The following is a 19,077-nucleotide window of genomic DNA, read 5'->3' on the forward strand; positions in this document are numbered from 1 at the left end:
AAGGGGCCCGGCCGCCGCTTCCCAGGTCTCTGCGCGAGGCCCGGCTACTTGGCGGGAAACGTCGTCCAGTCCGGCGACTCGCTCGGGTCGAGGTCGCGCAATTTGGCCAGCACCGCCGGGTCCTGGACGTCCAGCCAGTCGGACAGCTCCTTGAACGACACGCAGCGCACCCCGTCCCGGTGGCAGACGTCCTTCACCACGTCCTCGATGGCCTGCATGTAGATGCCGCCGTTCCACGTCTCGAAGTGGTTGCCGATGAACAGTGGCGCCCGGTTGCCGTTGTAGACGCGCTCGAAGCCGTTCAGATAGCCCTGCCGGGTCTCGCGCTCCCAGGCCGGGAACTTCGCCGGGTCCCCCTGGGTCTCCTCGCCGCCCGACTGGTTGTAGAGGAAGTTGAAGTCCATCGACAGGACCTGGAAGTCCTTGCCGGGGTAGGGCATCAGCTCCAGCGGGAAGTTCCACACCCCGCCCGCCTTGGCGGGCCAGAGCTGGAAGTCGCCGGGCGAACTGGCGTCGTACCGCCAGCCCAGCGCCTTGGCCGCGGGCAGCAGATTCTTCTGCCCCTCCAGGCACGGCGCGCGCCCGCCGACCAGCTCACGGCCGTAGTCGAAGGGCAGCGGCGGGAGGTCGGTGAAGCCGGTGTTCGTCTTCCAGTGCTCCACGAACGAGTACGCCTGGGCGATCTCCTTGCGCCAGTCCGCCGTGCTCCACGTGCCGCCGCCGCCCGCGTCGGGCGCGCAGAAGTGCCCGTTGAAGTGCGTCCCGATCTCGTCCCCGTCCTGCCAGGCCAGCCGCAGTTGCTCCAGCGTCTCCTTGATGTGCGCGTCGGTAGGGAAGTCGATCGCGGACGTCCCGGCCGCGTGCCGGGGCGGGTGGTAGAGCGACCGCTTCGCGTCCGGGACCAGGTAGATGCCGGACAGGAAGAACGTCATGTTCGCGTTGTTCTCCTTGGCCAACTCCCGGAAGCGCGAGAACAGATGGTCGTCGTTCTCCAGCGCGCCGTCCCAGGAGAACACCACGAACTGCGGCGGTTTCTCGCCAGGCTTGAGCTTCTCCGGCTTCGGCTGGTGCGGCTGCGGCCCGGTGTACGCGGTGGACCCGTCGCCGATCGGCCCCTTCGTCTCGGTGACGGTCGGCGTCGGTGTCGCCGTCCCCGTGGGTGGCCGTGCCGTCCTCGGGCTCGGCGCGCGGCTGGTCGGCGTCGCCCGCGACCGCGCCGCCGCGTCGTCCTCCTTGCCGCCGCCGTCCCCGCCTGCGCCGCCGCCGGTCAGCGTCGCCACCAGCGCGACCGCCACTCCCGCGGCGCCCACCGCCGACGCCCCCGCCACCGCCGCCTTCGGCCGCTGCCTGACCCACGACCGCATCGTCGCTAATCTCACCGTCGCCCCTTGCTCCCCACCGGCACCGCACATCTCCGGCGCCAGTATCGATCGCCTTGCTGTGTATGCAGACGCGCGTTCGGGGCGTCCTGTCACAGCCGATACGGCGGAATCGGCGGCGGCGGGGAATGCCGAAGGGCCCGGCGGAGGGTCGCTCCGCCGGGCCCTTCGGGAGATCGGTCAGCGGTGGCCGAAGGAGCGGAGGTAGGACAGGGTCGGGGAGCCGACACCGGTCGCGTTGTCGAAGCCGCGGACCGCGTTGAGCGAGGTGTCCTCGCCGAAGGCGGCGAGGCGCACGGCGAGGGTGCCGTTGACCAGGCCGAAGTCGGCGATGTTGCTCAGCGGGGCCTTGTTGTGGTGGGCGGCGTTCTGGTCCACGACGTCCTTGAACAGTCCGGCGCGTGCGTAGATCGCCGGGTTGGCGAAGCCGATGGCGTGGTGCCTGGCCTGGATGGCGTCGGCCTGGACCGCGGCGAATTCCGGCGCCGAGACGCTGGTGCCGCCGTAGCCGCCCTCGCTGTACGGGGCGCCGTCGGAGATGCCGACGAGGACCGAGGTGTACAGGTCACCGTTCATCGAGACGTCCGGCGTGACGCGCTGGGCCGTACGGCTCTTCGCGCCGGTCATCAGCGTGTGCGACAGCGAGCCGGGCACGACACCGCGCTGGTACGCGGGCTGTGCGAAGTCCTCGCTGGTGCCGCCGCCACCGCCGAAGTAGAACGGGGCCGGGGGAGCGGGGGTCCAGCTCTTGCCGTCGGCCGACAGGTTGGAGCGCAGCGTGCCCATGTCGGTCTCGAAGCCGTACGAGCCGCTCTTGTCCTTCAGCCCGAGCGCGGTGCCGCCGACCGAGGTCACCCACGGGTCGGAGTCGGGCCAGTTGGCCTGGGCGCGCGAGGTGTCGGGCTGGCAGTTGACGCCGGTCGCGGCGGCCAGTGGGCTGCTGTCGCCGCAGTCGCCCGCGGAGAAGCCGATGGTGATGCCCTCGACGGCGGCCTGCTTGAAGACCTGCTCGTAGGCGGCGATCAGCGACGAGGTGACGTCGGCGTCGTCCGTGGTGTGCATGATCTCGCCCCACGAGTTGGAGACGACATCGGCCAGGTGGTTGTCGACGATGGTGCTGATGGCGCCCAGCAGGTCGTTGTCGTCGCAGGAGTTGGCGCCCACGTAGACGACCTTGGCGTCGGGCGCGAGGCCGTGCGCCATCTCGACGTCGAGCGCCTCTTCCGGCGCCCAGCCCTCGGGGCCGCCGCACAGGTCCTGGTTGGTCCACTGCGACGGGTCGACGACCTCGCTGTACTGGCCTGCCTTGAAGGCCTTGTCACCGTGCGCGGTCGCGTACTGGTTGGCGTCCGCCAGCATGGTGGAGCTGCCGTACGCGTCCACGATCGCGATCGTCGCGCCCTTGCCGGTCAGTCCCGAGGCGGTGATGCCGTACGCCTTGCGGAGCTGCGAGGGGTAGAACGAGCACTGGTCGAACGGCACGTCGGACGTGGTGTATCCGGCCGGTGCGCCCTTGGCGATCTTCTGGCCCCAGTAGTCGGAGCAGGTCGCGGTGGTCGGCAGACCGGCGTCGGGCTTGCCGCTCCTGGCCGGGGTCGCGGCGGAGCGGGCCGCGGTGTCGTCGACGCGGTGCGAGTTCGGCTTCGCGACGTTGGCGCCGGGCGTGGTGAAGCCCGTCACGCCGAGGATCGCGGAGGAGACGGACGCGGGGACCACGACGTCACGAGCCGGGGCGTGCCGCAGCGTGCCCGAGACGCGGTACTGGTGGATGCCGGTGCCGAACGCCTTCGTGACCGCCGCGTTGGTGCCCTTGACGGTGATCGCGTGGTCGGAGGTGCCCACGACCTTCAGACCGGAGTCGGCCGCCCACTTCCGGACCGCGGAGACCTGCGCCTTGGTGGCGCCGAAGCGCGCCTTGTACGCGGCCGGGCTCAGGAACTCGCCGTAGCTCGCGTTACTCGGGTCGGACACGGCGGTCGCGTACTTCGTCAGGCCCGCGGCGTCCTGGCCCGCCAGGTACACGGTGCCGGTGATCTCGGTGTTCGCCGCGACCGAGCCCTGATCGGCGGAGGCGGTGGCCCAGTCCGGGTGGCTCTCCGCGATGGTCTTGGCCGCGGGCGCGGGGCCGCTGGCCTGCGAGGGCATGGCGAGGATCAGGGACCCGGACACCATGGCCAGCGAGGCCGCCGCGACCACTGCTGCGCGGGCCCGTGTGACACGGGGTTTTTGTATGTCGTTGATGACGACTCCAACGTGAGGTCAGGAACAGGACAAGGACGAGACCTGGATCGTGGTGCGATAGCTGCGTGTTGCACGCTTTTGGCGGGCGACGGCTGTAGTGTGCACGCCACTTCCGGACGCTGGGAATGCCGAACAGCCGTCCTTAGCTGGACCTTTAACCACCGGACGGGGATTTCGACGGGCTTAGGTCATATGCCGGTTCTCGGGTCGGATAAGGACTGGCGCGATCCCGTCGGACGGCCGGGGTGTACGCGCGTCCGGCCCGCGGCCCCCGCGGATCCCGGTGCGGCGCGGGTGCGTTCCGCCGTCCCTGTCATCTGTCAGGAGCGGGCCCGCCGGGCCGTGCCTACGGTGGTGGGTGTCCGGCCGGACCGGTCCGCACGGGGGAGACCGGGACGGCGGGACAGGGCCGGTGGCTACCGCACGGTGTAGTCGGCCAGGTAGCGATGCACCTTGTCGACGTACGGCCGCACGCGCGTCGGTACGCCACCGGCCTCCTCGATCGTGCGGGTGCTCGTACGGTACGCGGCGGCCGTCAGCCCCGGCAGGTCGTCGTGCAGGCCGTGCTTCTTGAGCTGTTCGTCCACCCAGCACAGATATGCGCCCATGGTGGCGATGGCGTCGGGCGCCGACATGTAGTCCTTGGTGCCGTTGCGGTCGCCGTCCACCGCCCACGCCTTGAAGACCCGCGGCGTCCACATGGCGATGCCGTACTCGTCGGTGCTCGGGCGGCGCGCCTTCTCGTTGAAGCCGGTCTCCGCCTTGAGCATCGCGGCGATCAGCGCCGGGGTGACCTCGGGCTGCACGCACAGCCGGGCGGCCGAACCGATGTACGTCCGCAGGTTCTTCGGTACGTCGGAGGAGGCGGGCAGCGCGTCGTTCACGGCGCTGACCGTCACAGCGGGGGTGGTCGCCGGGGCCTCGGCCCCGGCCTTCCCGGCGCCGTCACCGCCCGAGAGCAGCAGCCCCGTGGTGGTCCCCGCGGCGGCCAGCACGACGACAAGTGCCGTGACCAGGAAGGAGAGTCGCGGCCCGCGCCGGGACGCGCCGGAGGGACGCGTGTCGCCGGAGGCCGCGCACTGCTCGACCCGCTCGGCGAGCTTGGCCGCGGTCAGGGCGGACCGGGCGGCGTGGTCGGGTGCGAGGCAGTCGGCGATGAGCTGCCGCCAGCCCTCGGGGAGCGCGGGGTCGAGCCGCAGCGGCGCCCGGCCGCGCGCGTACGCCTGGGCGGCCAGGGCGCGGGCCCGGGCGCCGGCGCCGGGGAAGGGGTGCTGGCCGCCGCTGAGGACCTGGTGGGCGACGACGCCGAAGGCCCAGATGTCGGCGGTGGGGCGGACCGCCGTGCCGAGGCTGCCGGTGCGCTCGGACCACCACTCGGGCGGCAGGTGGTCCAGGGTGCCCATGGGCGGTACGTAGGCGTGCGTGCCGTCCAGTTCGGTGGTGAGGCCGAAGTCCGCGAGCCAGACCTCGCCGCCCGCGCCCAGCAGGATGTTGGCCGGTTTCAGGTCCCCGTGCAGCCAGCCCTCGCCGTGCAGATGGGCGAGGCCCGAGGCGGCGCCGCGCAGGATGCGGACGGCGTCGGGGACGGGCGCGGACGCGGTGTCCGCGGAAGAGCGGGCGGCGGGCGCCGCGTCGGCGGCGGAACCGGCGTCGGCCGCCGCCTCCTTCGCGGAGCCGGTGCCGTGTGCGTCGGCGAGCAGGTCCTGGACGCTGCGCTCGGCGCGGTCCATGGCCAGCGCGATGGAGCCGTCGAGCGCGGGCCGGCCCGGGTCGGTCACCGGCAGCGCCTCGTACGTACGGATCAGGTGCGGGTGGCGGGCCGCCAGGCTGAACCGCACTTCCTTGGTGACGAGTTCGTCCACCTCGACGCGCTGGCCGGGGGCGAGCAGTCCGGTGCCGAGGAATTTCAGGGCGGCGCGCTGTCCCGCGCGCGGGCTGTCGGGCGCGCCTTCGGCGGTGTAGACGCTGCCCCAACCGCCGCTGCCGATCAGGCCGGTGACCGTCCAGTCGCCGACCCGGTAGCCGGTCGGTACGTCGAGCGGCGCCTTGGCCCTGGCCTGGCCGCCGCCCTGCTCGCGCGTCACGCTCAGACCTTTCCGGTTCCGTGGGAGACGGTGGCGGCCGGGGCGGCGCCGTGCCGTGTCCTGGGCGGCAGCAGGGCCAGGTGTTCCTCCCTGACCAGGTCGAAGCGGAGCGCGAAGGCCACCAGTTCGTCGCGTTTGCCGCCCGCGAGGGTGTCGGTGTCGGTCTCGGCGGCGTCGTCGCGCAGCCGCAGCTTCACCGAGGCCAGGTAGTCCACGTGGTAGTTGACGGCGGACCTGGTCAGGTCGCGGCAGGATGCCAGCGGGCGCAGCCGCTTGAGCACGTCGCCGACGCCGGGTACCGCGCCGGTCGAGGCGTTGCGCAGCCTCGGTTCGCACAGCGCGAGCAGCACCAGGAAATACTTCGAGGTCGGATCGAGCGCGAAGGGCATCGTCGTCCGCTCGCCGCCGTCCGCCCCGCTGTCCGGGTCGTCCTGGTACGCGTGCTGCGGCGCGAACACCTTGAAGCTGGCCCCGGCGCCCCGCGAGGGCAGCACCACCAGCGAGAACTCGAACGGCACCGGAGCGCCCAGCCGTCCGGGCGCCACCTTGATGTGCTCGCCCGCGCCCTCCAGATTCTCCACCACATAGGTCGCGCTGCGGCTGAAGTTGGACAGCCGCCAGTAGTCCTCGGCCGCCGTGATCTGCCCCGCGCACCGCGAGACTCCGGGGTCCCGCAGCCGCACCGGCACCGGGCTTCCGGGCGACCCTCGCCCGAACTCGGCCGTCTCGCCGGGGCCGAGCCGCAGCAGTCTCGGGCGCCGCCCGGCCGGTTTCTCTCCCCACCGTGCGTCGGATTCCTCGGGCAACTGCACAATCACCGTGTCCACGCCCGACCCCCTTCCCACCCCAAGCGTCACACCTGTTGCGCAGTAGTGGACGCCCTTCGGGAAGAGCCGGTTGCGTGACCACCCCAAGATGACCGAGAAGCGTTCACTCGTCCGGGTGATGTCGGGGTCACATTCCGTGCCCGTCCCCCGAGTCGCCGGGGCGGTTCCCTCAGCCCTCCTCGCGGACGACCACGGCGCTCGCGGGCGGCAGGACGGCGCCCTCGGAAGGAAGGGGGCGGGACGCCAGGAGATCGTGGCCCCGCAGGGGGACGCGGACCTCGGCCGGGGAGTGGTTGAGGAGGAAGAGGTACGCGCGGCCGTCGGCGCTGTGGCGGCGGACCGCCTCGACGCCCGCCGGAAGACCGGTGAGTTCGGGCGCCGCGCCGCAGGCCCGTATCAAGCCGCCGATCAGCGCGGTGTACGAGGCGGGGGACAGCCGGGTGGAGGCGTACCAGGCGGTGCCCCGGCCGTGGGCGTGCCGGGTGACGGCGGCCCGGCCGGTCAACGGCCCTTCCGCGTAACGGATTTCGGCCGTCGCGCCCTCCAGCAGCAGCGCCTCGGTCCAGGTGGTGCCGGCGCCGCCGTCGGTCAGGGGGACGGCGGCGCCGGACGGCAGGGGGCGGAACTCCTCGGCGCGCAGGCCGAGCAGCGGCCGCAGGGGGCCCGGCGCCCCGCCGGGCCACGCGCGGTAGTGGGGGTCGACGGCGCCGCTGAAGCACTCGACCAGCAGGGTGCCGCCGCCCTCGACGTAGGCGGTGAGCGCGGCGGCGGACTCCTCGGAGACCAGGTGCAGGCTGGGGGCGAGAACGAGCCGGTACGCGGACAGGTCGGCGGACGGGTGCGCGAAGTCGGTGGTGATCCCGGCGTCCCACAGGGCGCGGTGGGCGCGCTTGAGGGCGGGCAGGTACGGGAGTTCCGGCGTGGGCAGGACGGGGGTGTCCAGCGCCCACCACACGTCCGGGTCGTGCAGGACGGCCGCCCCTGCCCGTACGGTCGAGCCGGTCACCTCGGCCAGCGCGGCCACGGCGTGGCCGGTTTCGACGGTCTCGCGGAAGATCCGGGTGTCCGGCCCCGCGTGCGGGACCATCGCGGAGTGCCAGATCTCGGCCCCGGCCGGTGACTGCCGCCACTGGAAGAACAGCACGCCCTCCGAGCCGCGCGCGATGTGGCTCAGCGAGTGCCGCAGGATGTCGCCCGGCTCCTTGGGCAGGACGAGGTCGCCCGCGTAGACGGTGCTGGTGGCCTGCTCGATCAGCAGCCACGGCCTGCCGCCGCCGAAGGAGCGCGCCCGGTCCGCGCCGAAGGCGGTGTCGGCGGCGGCGTCCAGGCCCGGCGCGTCCGGGTAGTGGTCCACGCCCACCAGGTCGACCTCGCGGCCGAACGCCCACAGGTCGAGCACCTGGTAGCCGGGCAGCATCACGTTGGTGGTGACCGGCACCCGGCTGTGCGCCCGGATCGCGTCGCGCTGCTCGCGGTAGGCGGTCAGCGCGAGGTCCGACCAGAAGCGCCGGAAGTCCAGCACCTGGCCGGGGTTGGGGCGCCACTGCGTGGCGCGCGGCGGCTGGATCTGCTCCCACGCGCCGTAGCGCTGGCTCCAAAAGGCCGTGCCCCAGGCCCGGTTGACGGCCTCCAGAGTGCCGTACCGCTCGCGCAGCCAGCGCCGGAAGGCATCGGCGGCGTGCTCGCAGTGGCAGACGGTCGCGTACTCGTTGTGCACGTGCCACAGCGCGACCGCCGGGTGTTCGCCGTACCGGGCCGCCAGCGCCTCGGCGACGGCGCGGGCGGCCTGCCGGTAGGCGGGCGCGGCCAGGCAGTACGTGTCGCGGCTGCCGTGGGTCAGCCGGGTGCCGTCGGGGGTGACGGGCAGCGCGTCGGGGTGCGCGAGGCCGAACCACGGAGGCGGCTGCGCGGTGGGCGTGGCGAGGTCCACCGCCACGCCCCGGGCGTGCAGCCGCTCCAGCCGGGCGTCCAGCGGCGCGAAGTCGTAGCGCCCGGGCTCCGGTTCGAGCTCCGCCCAGCCGAAGACGTTCAGCGTCACCAGATTCACCCCGGCCCGCCGCATCAACTCCTCGTCCTCGCGCCGTACGGCCGGGTCGTCGGCGAACTGCTCGGGGTTGTAGTCGCCGCCGAAGGCGGGGCCCCCGAGCCGGGCGGTCAGCCAACCGGCCGGATCGGCGCGGGAGTCGGGGACGGCGTCCATGGAAGGGCTCACCTCGGCTCCGCGATCGGCAGCCGCGCGCCGTCCCGCAGGAACAGCGGAATGCGGTCGAGCGGCGCCGCGGCCGTCACCGTACGGCCGCCGTCGTGCTCCTCGCCCGTCCACGCGTCCGTCCACCGCGCGCCCGCCGGGAGGTAGACCTCCCGCGCGACCGCGCCCGCCTCGGTGACCGGCGCCACCAGCAGGTCGGGCCCGAGCAGGAAGGCGTCGCGGATTCCCCACGCGTCCTGGTCGTCGGGGAACTCCAGCAGCAGCGGCCGCATCGGCGGCACCCCGCTCCGGGCCGTCACCCGCATCTGCTCGGCGATGTACGGCCGCAGCCGCTCGCGCAGCCGCAGATACGACGCCAGGACCGCGTACGCCTGCGCCCCGTAGGACCAGACCTCGTTGGGCAGGCCGGTCATGCCCGGCTCCAGGACCTGTTCCGGGCCGCGGAAGCCGTGCAGGCGGAACAGCGGGCAGAAGGCGCCGTACTGGAACCAGCGGATCAGCACCTCGCGGTAGGCGGGGTCGTCGGGGTCGCCGCCGTGGAAGCCGCCGATGTCGGTGGTCCACCAGGGGATGCCGGAGAGCATCACATTGAGCCCGGCGGTGATCTGGGCGCGCAGCGACGCGAAGTCGGTGCCGATGTCGCCGGACCACAGAGCGGCGCCGTAGCGCTGGGCGCCCGCCCACGACGAGCGGTTGAGGGTCAGCACCTCGCTGTGCCCGGCCGCGCGCAGCCCGTCGTGCACCATGCGGGCGTGCTCGCGCGGGTAGAGGTTGGCGACTTCGAGTCCGGGCCCCGCGTGGAAGCGCAGATTGGCGGGGTAGTTGGGCTTCAGCTCCGGTTCGTCGGCGTCCAGCCAGAACACCGAGACGCCGTGCGCCAGGTAGTTGGCGGCCAGCTTCTCCCACACGTACGCGCGGGCCTCGGGGTGCGTGGCGTCGTAGAAGGCGACCTGCGCCGCGTACGCGCCGAGGCCCTTGTCCGGCCAGTCGGCGTGCGCGAGCGGGCCGTACTCGGTGCCGATCAGCAGCCCGCGGTCCCACATCGGCGCGTGGTTCTCGCTGGCCGGGCTGACCGACGGCCACACCGAGACCATCAACTTCACCCCCATGGCGTCGAGTTCGCGGACCATCGCGGCCGGGTCCGGCCACTCCGCCGGGTCGAAGCGCCAGTCGCCCAGGTGCGTCCAGTGGAAGAAGTCGCAGACGATGACGGACAGCGGCAGCTCGCGGCGGCGGTACTCGCGGGCGACCTCCAGCAGCTCCTCCTGCGTGCGGTAGCGCAGCTTGCACTGCCAGAAACCCGTGGCCCAGTCGGGGAGTTCGGGGCTGTGGCCGGTGGCGTCGGCGTACCGGCGCAGGATCGCGCCGGGGTCGCCCGCGGTGAACCAGTAGTCGATCTGCCGGGCGCTGTCGGCGACCCAGCGGGTGCCGGTGACGCCCAGCTCGACCCGGCCGACCGCCGGGGAGTTCCACAGCAGGCCGTAGCCGCGGCTGGAGATCAGCAGCGGCACGGTCACCTCGCCGTTGCGCTGCACGAGGTCGAGGACCGCGCCCTTCTGGTCGAAGAGTCCGTGCCCGTGCTGGCCCAGGCCGTAGCAGCGCTCGTCCGCGTACGCGCGGAAGCGCTGCTCCAGGCGGTGGTAGCCGTTGCCGGTGGCCGTGTAGAGGCGCGGGCCCGGCCACCAGAAGTGCGGCGGCTCCTCGGCCAGCAGCTCTCCGCCGTCGTCGGTGCGCAGAAAGGTCAACCGGCCCGCCGCGGCGGGCAGTTCCGGGGTCAGCCGGCCCTCGGCGCAGGCGTCGATCCGTACGGTCAGGGAGCCGTTGACGAGGGTCGCCGAGTCGCCGTGCACGGTGATCGCGGTCGTGGCGCCGGGCGGCGGCGCGTCCAGCGCGCCGGGTAGATCCTCCACGATCTCCCCGGCGGGCGCGGACCGCACCCGGACCGCGTCCGGGCCCCACGCCTCGACCCGCAACGTCTCACCCCTGGCCCGCCATTCGAGGGCGTGCTCGCGGATGCGGAAGTGCTCTGCCATGCGGTGGCTCTCCTGACGTGTCTGTACGAGGGCGGAAACGGGCGCGCGGGGGTAGGGAGGTGGCGCTCTGGGGGGAAGCGGGCTCAGTGCGGTGCCGGGCCCGTGCTCTCGCGTGTGGTCAACAGCGGTGTGAGCAGGGCGACTTCATCGGCGCCCGCGCCCTCGATCCGCCGCATGACCAGTTCCACCGCGCGCCGCCCCAGGTCCTGCGCGGGTCCGGTGACGGCGGTCAGCCGCGGCGAGTACTGGTCGGCCAGCGGCTCGGGGCACAGCGCCACCACCGAGGCGTCCTCGGGCACGATCCGCCCGGCCGCCCGCAGCAGGCTCAGCAGCGGCCCGATCGCGCCCTCGTTCTGTACGACGAAGCCGGTGGTCTCCGGCCGGTCGGCGAGGATGCGGGTGAAGGCGCCCGCCGTGCTCTCGTACGTCCCGTCGCACGGCCGGTGCACGATCCGCAGCCCGCGCTCGGCCGACCTCGTACGGAAGCCGGTCAGCGTCCGCTCCGCGTAACCCGCGTGCCGCCGGTAGACCGCCGGGCTGTAGCCGATGAAGGCCACGTCGCGGTGGCCGAGGTCGGCCAGGTGGTCCGCGCACAGCGCGCCCGCCGCCGCGAAGTCGTGGTCCACGCACGACAGTCCGGTGGCGTCGGCGGGCAGCCCGATCAGCGCCGCGTGCGTGTTCTGCGCCCGCAGGACGGGGATGCGGTCGTCGTCCAACTCGACGTCCATCAGGATCACGCCGTCGGCCAGGCCGCTGGCCGCGACCCGCCGCACCCCGTCCGGGCCCTCGTCGTTGGTGATCAGCAGCACGTCGTAGCCGAAGCTGCGCGCGGCCATGGTCACCGCGATGGCGATCTCCATCATGATCGGCACGTAGACGTCGGTGTGCAGCGGCACCATCAGCGCGATGATGTGCGACCGCTTGCCCGCCAGCGCCCGCGCGCCCGCGTTGGGGTGGTAGCCCAACTCCCTGATGGCCGCCTCGACCCGGCGCCTGGTCGCCTCGGAGATCGAGCGCTTGCCGCTGATGACATAGCTGACCGTGCTCGACGACACCCCGGCGTGCTTGGCCACTTCGGCGATGGTCACGGCGGAGGTGCTTCCCATCATGCTGTGCTGCTCCTGTCGTGGTGGCGGCCCCGCGGTCCACTGCGTACGTTCACCCGTGCCCTGACCGCTCATCCCGTGACCGTCCGTCCCGTGACCGCTCATCCCGTGACCGTCCGTCCCGTGACCGTCCGTGCCCTGACCGCTCATCCCTTGACCGCTCCGGTCAGCACGCCGGTCTTGAAGTGCTTCTGCATGAAGGGGTAGACCATCAGGATCGGTACGAGGGTGAGCACCACGACGGCCATCTGGAGCGACAGCGGCGCGGTCTGCGCGTGCGCGGTGCCGAAGCCGCTGTTCACCGAACCCGGCATGTTCATCCCGTAGTTGACGTACTCCAGCAGCACGTACTGCAACGGCCACTTGGGGCTGTCCGTGGGCATGTAGAGCATGACATTGAAGAAGGAGTTCCAGTATCCGACCGCGTAGAAGAGCGTGACGACGGCGGTCACGGCCCGCGAGGTGGGCAGCACGACCGACCACAGGATGCGCCAGTCGTTCGCGCCGTCCATCCGCGCCGCGTCGATGAGTTCCGCGGAGGTGCCGGAGTAGAAGGCGCGCAGCACGAGGATGTTGAACACGGAGATCGCGCTGGGCAGGATCAGCGCCCAGTACTGGCCGTAGCCGCCGAGGCCGGTGACGACGAGGTACGTCGGGATCAGGCCGCCGCTGACGAACATGGTGACGATCAGCACCATCAGGATCGCCCGGTGGCCGAGCGACCCGGAGCGCGACAGGCCGTACGCGCACAGCACCGAGACCACCATCGAGATCGCGGTGCCGACGCCGGTGATGCCGAGGCTGACCAGCAGGGCGCGGGTGACCGCGCCGTTCTCCAGCATCAGCCGGTAGGCGTTGAGCGTCACCCCGTCCGGCCAGATCACCAGGCCGCCCGCGCGGCCGATCGCGCCCGGCGTGGAGACGCTGGTCAGCGCCACGATCCACAGCGGCACCAGGACGGCCGCCACGACCAGGGCCAAGGTGGCGCCCTTGAAGGTCTGCCCGGCGACGCCCGGCGCCTCCTCCCACGACGGGCGCTGCGGGCCCTTGCGCGCACGGGGGTTCCGCGTACGGCCGGCGCGGTCGCCGCCCACGGTCAGTGTGTCGGTCATTTGCGGTACAACCCGTCCTCGCCGAAGGAGTGCGCCAGCCGGTTCGCGCCCCAGATCAGCAGCAGCGAGATGACGCTCTTGAACAGACCGGCGGCGGCGCCGTAGCTGTAGTTGTTGGTGGCGATGCCGTAATAGAAGGAGAAGGTGTCCAGGACGTCGGCCGCGTCGTGGCCGACCGCGCCGCGCTGGATCAGGAACTGCTCGAAGCCGACGGTCAGCGCGTTGCCGAGCCGCAGCACGAGCATCAGCACGATCACCCCGCGCATACCGGGCAGCGTGATGTGCCACATCCGGCGCCACCGGCCCGCGCCGTCGACGGCCGCGGCCTCGTACTGGTTCTGGTCGATGGCCGCGAGCGCCGCGAGGAAGACGATGATGCCCCAGCCCGCCTCCTTCCACACCGCCTGCGAGGTGATGAGCAGCGCGAAGGTGTGCGGGTCGGTCATCACGTCCCAGGTGCCGATCGAATGTCGGCGCAGGAACTGGTTGAGCACGCCCGCGCCGCCGAGCATCTGCTGGAAGACGGTGATCGTCAGCACCCAGGAGAAGAAGTGCGGCAGATAGACGATGGACTGCACGAAATTCCGCAGCCGTTCGCTGATCACGGTGTTGAGCATCAGGGCGAGCGCGATCGGCACCGGGAAGAAGAGGACGATCTGGACGGAGCTGAGGAAGAGCGTGTTGCGCAACGCGCCCCAGAACAGCGGGTCGTGGAAGAGCTGCCGGAACTGCTCCAGGCCCGCGAAGTCGCTGTTGCGGACGCCGACCAGCGGGTCGTAGTACTCGAAGGCGGTGACCAGGCCGAACAGCGGCGCGTAGTTGAAGACCAGCAGCAGCGCGACGGCCGGGAGGGTCATCAGCAGCAGCGACTTGTCGCGGCGCAGCCGCACGCGCCAGGTCAGGCCGCCGTGCGCCGTGCTCTTGGCTTTGCGTGAGCCCTTGTTCCTGCCGTCGCGCGAGCCCTTGTCAGGGTCCCCGTCCGCGGCGGCCGGCTTCCCCGGTGTCCCGTCCGCCTTCCCGGTGATGATCGCGGCCACCGCCTACTGCCCCGAGCCGTACTTGTCGAGCACGTTCGTCTGCATCCACGTCGTCAACTGCGTGCCGCCGCTGCTCTTCCACGAGGAGATCGCGGCCTGCACGTCGGAGACCTTCTTCTTGCCGTGGTAGCAGTCCTTGATGGTGTCCTCGACGGCCTGGCCCGCGTCGGCGGTCGCGAAGCGCTGCGGCACGGTGATGTTCATGTTCCAGAACACCGGCTTGTACGCGGTCGCCGCCGCTGCCGCCTGCCAGGCCGCGTAGTCCTTGGTCACCTGCGGGGCGCCCGGGTTGCTGATCACCGCGGAGCAGGTGGCCAGGAACGGGTACGTCTGCTGCTGGACGTCCTTCTTGCCCTCGTCGGTGAAGGTCGGCGTGCCGTTGTCCATCGTGTAGTGGACGCCCTCGGCGCCGTAGTTGACCATCGTGTACTCGGCGGAACCGAAGGGCGCGGCCAGGTAGTTGGCGACCGCCAGCAGCTCCTTGATCCGGTCCTTCGACAGCTTGATGTTCAGATAGCTCATCAGGCTGGTGGAGTTGCCGAGGAAGATTCCGGGCTTCGACGTCCCGTCGGCGGCGAAGACCTTGAACGCGCCGCGCCGGTACTTCGGATCGGCGGCCGTGCCCGCCTGCGCGTCGGCGAGGTTCCACGCGCCGGTGCCGTCACCGGTGACGACGACCTTGCCCGCGTAGAAGCGGTTCTTGCCGTCGTTGGTGTTGCCCGCGAGCGCGTCCGGGTGCATGTAACCGGACTTGGCGAGCTTGTAGTGCCAGTCCAGCGCCTCCAGCAGCTCCTGGCCCTCGTACTTGTGGACCAGCTTGCCGTCCTTGACCGTCCACTTGTTGGGCACGCCCCAGAACGGGGAGAGATACGTCCACAGGTCGTCGAAGGCCCACACGCCGCCCTTGGCGTTCGTCAACTCCTTGCCGAGCGCGAGGAGATCGGCGGCCGAGGAGATCTCGTCCGGGTTGATGCCCTTGGCCTGGAGGATGTCGGCCCGGTGGTAGGTGGTGCCCGCGACGACGAAGCCGCTGGAGAAGGACGGGATGCCGTAGAGCTTGTCCTCCCACACCCCGGCCTGCCAGGCGCCGGTCGGGATCGCGGCGAGGTTCGGGTAGTCCTTGACCGCGTCGCCCGCCAGGTACGGCGTGAGGTCGGCCAGTTGGGTGCCGGCCAGCTTGCCGACGTTGAAGTTGGCGTTCCACCAGGTGGGGAGCTGGATCCAGTCCGGCAGCTTCTTGGCCGCGGTCATGGTGGGGATGGCGGTGTCGTAGTGGTTGCCGTCGGCGGGCTTCATCGTCAGCGTCACGCCGAGGGCCTTGCTCATGGCCTGGTAGAAGGAGTTGCCCGGCTCGGGGATGGTGCCCCACAGCGGGGTGACGGCGGTGTAGCTGCCGCCCTTGCCCGGCACGCCGTCGACCGTCTTCACCGGGCTCGCCGGGTAGGTCAGGAAGCCGGGGTCGGTGGCGGTGCCCGCGGCGCCCGGCACCGCCGGGATGTCCGCCGTGACCGAGCGGCTCGCGGTGAACTGCGGCAGCGCCGCCTTCAGCCCGCTCTTGCTGCTGGTGCCACCCTTGCTGCTCGACCCGCTTCCGCAGGCGGTCAGCAGCGGGGACAGGGCCGCGGCTCCGGCTGTCGCCGCCGCCGCGCTCACAAAGGTTCTGCGGTTCAACTGGCTGGTCATGGTGGGTCCTTCGCCGTGTGGGGTGGTCCGATCCGGGGGGACGCCGAGGGTGCGTGCCGTGTGTGCCGTTTTGCCGTGCCGGTGCCGCGTGGAGGGGGCGAGGCGCCGAGGAGAGTGTCGAAGAGGATTGTCGAAGCGCTTCGATGTGTCGGCGACAGTAACCACGTGTTTCGGTTCCGACAAGAGTTCTGACGCGACTGTCCGGTGGGCGGATTCCGGCCCCGTACGGTCCTGCGGGCATCATCGCCGCCCTGGTCAGGGCGTTCGATGAATTCGACAGCGGTGCGCCGGGCGGAGGTTGTGCGCGACCCGTTGACACCCTCGTCGGCGGCGTGTCAGCTTCGGCGAAGCGCTTCACCACGTCACCGGCCCAAGGGGTTTGCCTCAGTGAGTACGACGCCCGTGCACGACCGGCCGCCCTTCCGCGACGCGGAACTGCCGCTGCGCGAACGGGTCGAGGACCTGCTCGGCAGGCTCACCCTCGACGAACGCGTGGCGCTGCTGCACCAGTACGCCCCGGCCGTGCCCCGGCTGGGCATCGCCGCCTTCCGCACCGGCACCGAGGCGCTGCACGGCGTCGCGTGGCTCGGCACCGCCACCACCTTTCCGCAGGCCGTGGGCCTGGGCGCCACCTGGGACGAGGAGCTGACGCACGCGGTCGCGACGGCCGTCTCCGTCGAGCAGCGCGCCTTCCACCACCACAGGGCCGCGCCCATCGGCGCCGGGCCGATCAGCCTCCAGGCGTGGGCGCCGGTGGTGAATCTGCTCCGCGACCCGCGCTGGGGGCGGAACGAGGAGGGCTACGCGGAGGACCCGCTGCTCACCGCGCGTCTGGGCGACGCCTACTGCCGGGGCATGGCGGGCGACGATCCCGAGCACCTGCGCACGGCGCCGATCCTCAAGCACTTCCTCGCCTACAACAACGAGGACGACCGCTGCGTCACCTCCTCGGGGCTGCGCCCGCGCGTGCTGCACGAGTACGACCTCGCCGCCTTCCGCCCGGCCGTCGCCTCGGGCGCCGCGACCGGCGCGATGCTCGCGTACAACCTGGTCAACGGCCGTCCCTGCCACGTCAGTCCGCTGATCGAGTCGGAGCTTCGGCGCTGGGCCGCGCCCACCGGGCACGAGCTGTTCGTGGTCAGCGACGCCGAGGCGCCGAGCAATCTGGTCGACCCCGAGCACTACTTCACCGACCACGCCGAGTCGCACGCGGCGGCGCTGCGCGCCGGGGTCGACAGCTTCACCGACCACGGCGAGGACTCCGCCGTCACCGTCGGCCGCCTCCAGGACGCGCTGCGGCGCGGGCTGATCGACGAGGAGGACGTGACGCGCGCGGTACGGCGGCAGCTCGCGATCCGCTTCCGGCTCGGCGAATTCGACCCGGAGCACGATCCGTACGCGGCCATCGGCTGGGACGCCGTCGACTCGCCCGCGCACCGCGAACTCGCCCTGCGCGCGGCCACGGAGGCGGTGGTGCTGCTGAAGAACGACGGGACGCTGCCGCTGGAGCCGGTCGCCGGGGCATCGCACAAGGTCGCGGTGATCGGGCCGCTCGCGGACACCCTCTTCGAGGACTGGTACAGCGGCACGATGCCGTACCGGATCACGGCCGCCGACGGGCTGACGGCCGCGCTGGCCGCGCGCGGCGACGAGGTGACCGCCGTGGTCGAAGGCGTCGACCGGATCGCCCTGCACGCCACCTCGTCGGACGGCGCGCTGTCGGTGCCCGCCGCCGACCCGGCGGGACCGCTGCTGCTCGCGGCCCCGACGGCCGAAGGTCCGGCCGACGACCTCTGCTTCGACGTCTTCGACTGGGGCGGCGGTGTGCTGACCCTGCGCAGCGCCCGCACCGGCCGCTATCTGACCGCGCGCGACGGAGGTGTTCTCAGCGGCGGTGACGAAAACGCTTCCGGACAAGGAGTGCTGACGGCGGATCAGACGCTGCCCAACGGCTGGGACGTCCAGGAGACCTTCCGCTTTGAGGAGCGGGCGGACGGTACGGAGCTGCTGCGGCATGTGCACAGCGGCCGGTACGCGGCGGTGGACGGGGCGACCGGGCGCGTGACGGTGAGCGCCGACACGCCCGCGGCGGCCGAGCGTTGGCGCCGTACGGTCGTACGCGACGGGATCGCGCAGGCGCGGGCCGCCGCCGCGGCGGCCGACACCGCCGTCGTCGTCCTCGGTAACGACCCGCTGATCAACGGCCGTGAGACGCAGGACCGCGCCGACACCGCCCTGCCGCCCGCGCAGGACGCGCTGCTGCGGGCGGTCGCCGCCGCGCAGCCGCGCACCGTACTGGCTGTGACCAGCAGTTATCCCTACGCGCTCGACTGGGCGCAGGCGCGGGTGCCCGCGGTGCTGTGGACCGCGCACGGCGGGCAGGAGAGCGGCCGGGCGCTGGCGTCGGTGCTGCTCGGCGCGAGCGAGCCGACCGGGCGGCTGCCGCAGACCTGGTACCGCGGCGACGACCCGCTCCCGCCGCCGCTGGACTACGACATCATCACGGCGGGCTGGACGTACCAGTACCACCGGGCGCCCGCGCTCTACGGGTTCGGGCACGGCCTGTCGTACACCACGTTCGGCTACGAGGACCTGCGGCTGTCGGCGGCGCGGATCGCGCCGGGCGAGCCGGTGACGGCGACGGTGACCGTCGTCAACACCGGGGAGCGCGCGGGCACCGAGACCGTGCAGCTCTACACCCGTGCGGTGGCGGCCCGTTACGACGCGCCGCTGCTGCGGCTCGCCGCCTTCCGCAAGGTGCGGCTCGCGCCGGGCGAGCGGCGCGAGGTGAGCGTCGAGGTGCCCGCCGACGCGCTCGCGCACTGGGATGTCGCGACCGGCGCCTTCACCGTGGACCCGGGCGCGTACGACGTCCTCGTGGCGCGCGGGGTCCAGGACGTCGCCGCGACCGCCCGGCTGGAGGTCACCGGCCCGACTCCCGTTCCCCGTCAGGCGGTTGGAGTGCGCGTGGCGGCCGTGGACTTCGACGCCTGTACGGGGCTGCGGCTGCTGGACGCAGGCCCCGTCTCCGGTGACGCGGTCGGCCCGAGCGCGCCGCCGGAACCCGCCACCGCCGTCTTCCGGGCCGTCGACCTGACCGGGGCGCGTACGGTCGCGGTCGAGGTCAGCCGTCCGGCGGCCGAGGGCGGGTCCTGCGCCGTACCGTCCCGGATCGAGCTGCGCTGCGACGGCGCGCCGCTGGCCGCCTTCACCCCGCCGCCGACCGCCGACCGGCACACCTGGACGGAGCTGACCGCGCCGCTGTCCGCCCCGCCGGGCCCCGGCCCGCACACGCTGACCTGGACACTGACCGGAGACGCGCTGCTGGCCGGGTTCACCTTCGCGGAATGAGCCACGGCACTCATT

General features: G+C 72.2%; 11 protein-coding genes. 1 reads left to right on the forward strand and 10 read right to left on the reverse strand.

The genetic code is table 11. The features are described from left to right. Positions 1 to 44: 44 nt before the first annotated feature. The 10 genes from ACFZBB_RS15090 to ACFZBB_RS15135 all read right to left on the reverse strand — a co-directional run bounded on the left by ACFZBB_RS15090 (position 45) and on the right by ACFZBB_RS15135 (position 15,711). The gene (locus ACFZBB_RS15090; RefSeq protein WP_391121827.1) at positions 45 to 1,364 is read right to left on the reverse strand and encodes a hypothetical protein; all 1,320 of its coding nucleotides are present in this window, start codon (positions 1,362 to 1,364) and stop codon (positions 45 to 47) included. A gap of 195 nt (positions 1,365 to 1,559) precedes the next feature. Then, on the reverse strand, positions 1,560 to 3,575 hold the full coding sequence (locus ACFZBB_RS15095) for a protease pro-enzyme activation domain-containing protein (RefSeq protein WP_391121831.1): 2,016 nt from the start codon (positions 3,573 to 3,575) through the stop codon (positions 1,560 to 1,562). 461 nt (positions 3,576 to 4,036) lie between these two features. Beyond that, the gene (locus tag ACFZBB_RS15100) at positions 4,037 to 5,704 is read right to left on the reverse strand and encodes a protein kinase (protein ID WP_391121834.1); all 1,668 of its coding nucleotides are present in this window, start codon (positions 5,702 to 5,704) and stop codon (positions 4,037 to 4,039) included. Between the two features lie 2 nt (positions 5,705 to 5,706). After that, positions 5,707 to 6,531: a serine/threonine protein kinase gene (locus tag ACFZBB_RS15105; protein WP_391121837.1), complete on the reverse strand. Its 825-nt coding sequence runs from the start codon at positions 6,529 to 6,531 to the stop codon at positions 5,707 to 5,709. A gap of 169 nt (positions 6,532 to 6,700) precedes the next feature. Next, entirely contained in the window at positions 6,701 to 8,731 is a 2,031-nt protein-coding gene (locus ACFZBB_RS15110) for a beta-galactosidase (protein WP_391121839.1), read from the reverse strand. An 8-nt stretch (positions 8,732 to 8,739) separates the two neighbouring features. Further along, positions 8,740 to 10,773 carry a TIM-barrel domain-containing protein gene (locus ACFZBB_RS15115; RefSeq protein WP_391121842.1) on the reverse strand — a complete coding sequence of 678 codons (2,034 nt, stop codon included), beginning with the start codon at positions 10,771 to 10,773 and terminating at the stop codon, positions 8,740 to 8,742. Between the two features lie 83 nt (positions 10,774 to 10,856). Next, a complete protein-coding gene (locus ACFZBB_RS15120) occupies positions 10,857 to 11,882 on the reverse strand; it encodes a substrate-binding domain-containing protein (protein ID WP_391121845.1) in 1,026 nt (341 codons plus the stop codon). 143 nt (positions 11,883 to 12,025) lie between these two features. Further along, entirely contained in the window at positions 12,026 to 12,991 is a 966-nt protein-coding gene (locus ACFZBB_RS15125) for a carbohydrate ABC transporter permease (RefSeq protein WP_391121848.1), read from the reverse strand. Continuing rightward, a complete protein-coding gene (locus ACFZBB_RS15130) occupies positions 12,988 to 14,028 on the reverse strand; it encodes an ABC transporter permease subunit (RefSeq protein WP_391121851.1) in 1,041 nt (346 codons plus the stop codon). Before ACFZBB_RS15130 ends, ACFZBB_RS15125 begins: the two co-directional genes overlap by 4 nt. 3 nt (positions 14,029 to 14,031) lie before the next feature. Then, positions 14,032 to 15,711: an ABC transporter substrate-binding protein gene (locus tag ACFZBB_RS15135; protein WP_391121854.1), complete on the reverse strand. Its 1,680-nt coding sequence runs from the start codon at positions 15,709 to 15,711 to the stop codon at positions 14,032 to 14,034. 387 nt (positions 15,712 to 16,098) lie between these two features. On the opposite strand from ACFZBB_RS15135, the gene ACFZBB_RS15140 reads away from it, so the two are divergent. Next, positions 16,099 to 19,062: a glycoside hydrolase family 3 C-terminal domain-containing protein gene (locus ACFZBB_RS15140; RefSeq protein ID WP_391121857.1), complete on the forward strand. Its 2,964-nt coding sequence runs from the start codon at positions 16,099 to 16,101 to the stop codon at positions 19,060 to 19,062. Positions 19,063 to 19,077 lie beyond the last annotated feature (15 nt).

It is taken from the genome of Streptomyces sp. NPDC008139, assembly GCF_042957025.1.
Taxonomy (GTDB): domain Bacteria; phylum Actinomycetota; class Actinomycetes; order Streptomycetales; family Streptomycetaceae; genus Actinacidiphila.

What these genes read in the sequence shown, in the direction of transcription:
- ACFZBB_RS15090 (WP_391121827.1), bottom strand. Translation starts at nt 1,364, where the DNA reads ATGCGGTCGTGGGTCAGGCAGCGGCCGAAGGCGGCGGTGGCGGGGGCG.
- ACFZBB_RS15110 (WP_391121839.1), bottom strand. Translation starts at nt 8,731, where the DNA reads ATGGACGCCGTCCCCGACTCCCGCGCCGATCCGGCCGGTTGGCTGACC.
- ACFZBB_RS15115 (WP_391121842.1), bottom strand. Translation starts at nt 10,773, where the DNA reads ATGGCAGAGCACTTCCGCATCCGCGAGCACGCCCTCGAATGGCGGGCC.
- ACFZBB_RS15120 (WP_391121845.1), bottom strand. Translation starts at nt 11,882, where the DNA reads ATGATGGGAAGCACCTCCGCCGTGACCATCGCCGAAGTGGCCAAGCAC.
- ACFZBB_RS15125 (WP_391121848.1), bottom strand. Translation starts at nt 12,991, where the DNA reads ATGACCGACACACTGACCGTGGGCGGCGACCGCGCCGGCCGTACGCGG.
- ACFZBB_RS15135 (WP_391121854.1), bottom strand. Translation starts at nt 15,711, where the DNA reads ATGACCAGCCAGTTGAACCGCAGAACCTTTGTGAGCGCGGCGGCGGCG.